The sequence below is a fragment of the Streptomyces sp. NBC_00859 genome (assembly GCF_045161865.1).
Classification (GTDB): domain Bacteria; phylum Actinomycetota; class Actinomycetes; order Streptomycetales; family Streptomycetaceae; genus Streptomyces.
This window is the reverse complement of record NZ_CP108826.1, coordinates 672951-676749: the sequence shown is the minus strand read 5'-3', so window position 1 is coordinate 676749 and position 3799 is coordinate 672951. Positions and strand designations below refer to the sequence as shown.

Sequence of the window (3799 nt, the reverse complement as noted above, 5' to 3'; positions counted from 1 at the left end):
CGCACAGGGAGTGAAGAAACCAGGCCGCAGAGCCTGAACAATCGAAAAGAAGAACAAAAAAGAATCGGCCGCCGCATCCGGATAACAGGAATGCGGCGGCCGAAGCGCGTTATGGGGCGTTGAGCAGTGGACAAATCGATGATTCGGGCGCCCGGTGCTGACAGCGTTCAACTGCCACCAAGAGGCGGTTGAACGGACTACAGAGCCCTGTCCGACCTGTGTGTTCACATCCGTCGACGAGCGGCATCCACAACATTGATCGTCAGTGAGAGGTGGGTCATAGTGGTTCGCGCCAAGCGGATCAGGCGAATTGAATGTCGGCCCCCAGCTTGGCAAGCCATTCCAAGAATGTTGTGACGAAGACCCTGCAAATCTTGTGTTGACCCCTATCGATGTGTTTCCTATTCGAGTGTATGAGGCCCCTCTTTCGGAGGCCTTCTCCACGCCGCGCTGGCCTTCTTTCCCAACGGGAACAAGGGGCGGCGGACGTTCGACAGTCAGCCTGCGCCGATGTTGCGGCCGGGACGAAATCAGGAAGGTTCCCGATGATTCCGTTGTCATTCGCGCAGCGTCGGTTGTGGTTCATCCAGCAGCTCGAGGGCCCCAGCGCGACGTACAACGTCCCGGTGTCGCTGCGCCTTACGGGCGCAGTGGACCGGGCGGCGCTGACGGCAGCGCTGCGGGACGTCCTTGAGCGGCATGAAGTCCTGCGCACGACTTACGGCGTCGAGGACGGCGAACCCCACCAGCGCATACACGACCTTGCACAACTGGACTGGTCGCTGCAGACTGTGGAGCTCCCTGACACCGCCACATCGGCCGATCTGGCCGCAGCGGTCGCAGGCGTCTTCGGCTACACCTTCGACCTGTCTGTCGAACTGCCCATCCGCGCCTGGCTCTTCTCTGCGGGACCCGGCGAGCACGCGCTCGCCGTGGTCCTGCACCACATTGCGAGCGACGGCGCGTCCAAGCGGCCGCTGGCGCAGGACCTTTCCACGGCCTACGCGGCACGGTGTGAGGGCCGGGCGCCGGTGTGGGAGCCGCTGCCGGTGCAGTACGCGGATTACGCGCTGTGGCAGCGGGAGCTGCTCGGCGACGACAGCGACCCGGACAGTATGGGTGCGCGCCAAGTCGCCTACTGGCGCGAGGCATTGCAGGACATTCCGGAAGAGCTGGAACTACCCCTCGATCACCCGCGCCCGGCCGTTCCCTCCCACCGGGGCCTCAGCATGCCCTTCGCGGTGTCGCCGGCCGTCCACGCCCATATACAGGAGTTGGCGCGCGCCGAAGGCGTGACCACCTTCATGGTGTTCCAGGCCGTGCTGGCGATGACCCTGTCGAAGCTCGGTGCGGGAACCGACGTCCCGGTCGGCGCAGCAGTGGCCGGACGCAGCGACGTTGCGCTGAGAGACCTGGTCGGCTTCTTCGTGAACACGCTGGTGCTGCGGACTGATCTGTCCGGTGACCCGACGTTCCGGGAAGTGCTGCGCCGGGTGCGGGAGACGAGCCTGTCGGCCTTCGCCCACCAGGACGTGCCGTTCGAGAAACTCGTCGAGGAACTCGCCCCGGCCCGTTCGCTCGCCCGCCACCCCCTGTTCCAGGTCATGCTCTCCGTCGAGCACCTCGCACAAGAAGCGGTCGAGCTGCCCGGCATCCGGGCCGGATCGCTCGCCGACGTGGCCACGGACGACACGGCAGCGCGCCTGAAGAAAGTAGCGAAGTTCGACCTCGAGATCGCCGTGGACGAGATGTTTGCCGAGGACGGCGCCGCAGCAGGTCTGCGCGGATCGGTGATCGTCGCGGCGGACCTGTTCGAGGAGGGCTCGGCAGCCACGTTCGCCGAGCGGCTCACCCGTGCGCTGGCGACACTGATCGCCCACCCCGATACGCAGCTGAGCGGCCTGGACATCCTCGATGACGCCGAGCGCTTCTGCCTCCTGACCGAGTGGAACGACACTGAGGCCGGCGTGGACGCGGCCCAGGTACCCGAGCAGTTCGAAGCACACGCGAAGCTGACCCCGGACGCGGTTGCCGCGGTGTTCGAGGGCACGGAACTGACCTATGCGGAGCTCGACGCACGGGCGAACCAACTCGCGCACTACCTCCTTGGCCTCGGCGTCGGTGCCGAAACGGTCGTGGGTCTCTGCCTCCCGCGCGGGCTCGACATGCTCACGGCGATTCTCGGCATCTGGAAAGTCGGCGGCGCGTATGTGCCGCTGGACCCGGAGCACCCGGAGGAACGACTCTCTTACATTCTCCAGGACAGCTGCGCCCGGGCAGTGGTGAGCAGCCACGACGCCGGCGACGGTGTGGCCGCCCGACTCGGAGTGGACAGGGTGCTCTGGCTCGACGAACCGGCCACCACCGCCTGCCTGGAGCGGATGCCCACCAGCGCCCCGAACCGAGCCACTGCCCGGGAAGGCCTGGCATACGTCATCTATACGTCGGGGTCGACGGGCCGGCCGAAGGGCGTCGCAGTGGGGCACGGGGCACTGGCGAATCTGGTGTCGGTGTTCGGGCCGTTGATGGCGGTGGGCCGAGGGGTCCGCGTTCTGCAGTTCGCCTCGTTCAACTTCGATGCGTCGGTCTTGGACGTGGCAGTGACGCTGGCGTCGGGCGGTGTACTGGTGGTGGCTTCGGCGCAGGAGCGGGCCGAGCCACACCTGCTGCGGGAGCTGGTGGCCTCGGCGGGAGTGATGTCGGCCAGCGTGGTGCCGTCGCTCCTGGCGGTGCTTGACGTCGAGGACCTGGCAGGTGTCGGATCGATGATCGTCGGCTCAGAGGGCATTGAGCCGGCGCTGGCGCGGGAGTGGGCGCGGGGCCGTCGGCTGCTGCATGCCTACGGTCCGACCGAGGCAACGGTGATCACGGCAGTGAGCCGGGTGGATCCGGACGGCCGCGGTGCGGTCCCGTTCGGATCCCCGGTGGCCAACACCCAAATGTTCGTGCTGGATGAATTCCTGCGGCCGGTGGCACCAGGGGTGGCCGGTGAGCTGTACGTAGGGGGCGCCCAGCTGGCGCGAGGCTACGTGGGGCGCCCCGGTCTCACGGCTGAGCGGTTTGTCGCCGACCCGTTCGGGGGCCCGGGCAGGCGGCTGTATCGCACAGGTGACGTGGTGCGCTGGACCGTGCAAGGCGAGCTCGTCTTCACCGGGCGTGCCGATGAACAGGTGAAGATCCGTGGCTTCCGTATCGAGCTGGGTGAAATCCGCTCGACGGTGGCCGCATGCCCAGAGGTCGCACAGGCCGCGGTGGTGGTGCGTGAGGATGTCGCGGGGGACCCGCGACTGGTCGCCTATGTAGTCGCGCACGGAGATCAGGACGCTGGACTTTCCGCGCGCATAGGCGAGTTCGCCGCCGGACGGCTCCCGTCGTACATGGTGCCGTCGGCTGTGGTGGTCGTGGATGCGCTGCCGCTGACCGTCAACGGCAAACTGGATCACAGGGCACTGCCCGCGCCCGCCCACGTCGCCGGCAGCCGGCGCCCGTCCACTGACCAGGAGCAGCTGCTGTGCGTTGTGTTCGCACAGATCCTCGGCCTTGACGAGGTGGGCGCCGACGACAACTTCTTCAGCCTCGGCGGACACTCTCTGCTCGCCGTCCGCCTGGTCGAACGGCTCCGCGAGCGCGGCGTGTCGCTCTCTGTGCGCGCACTCTTCGAGACTCCGACCCCGGCCGGCCTCGCCATGGCGGCAGAGTCACATCAGGTCGTCGTACCCGAAAACCTCATCCCGGCCGATGCAACCGAGGTAACCCCCGAAATGCTGCCGCTGGTCGACCTCACAGCGGAAGAAGTGGC

General features: G+C 67.0%; 1 protein-coding gene (running past one end of the window). It reads left to right on the top strand.

Annotation, left to right across the window (positions count from 1 at the left end):
• The first annotated feature begins 413 nt into the window (after positions 1–413).
• On the top strand, positions 414–3799 hold the start of the coding sequence (locus OG584_RS02855; protein ID WP_405774631.1) for a non-ribosomal peptide synthase/polyketide synthase. The gene runs 16024 nt beyond the window's last position; only the first 3386 of its 19410 coding nucleotides appear in the window; the start codon lies at positions 414–416; its stop codon lies beyond the right edge, outside the window.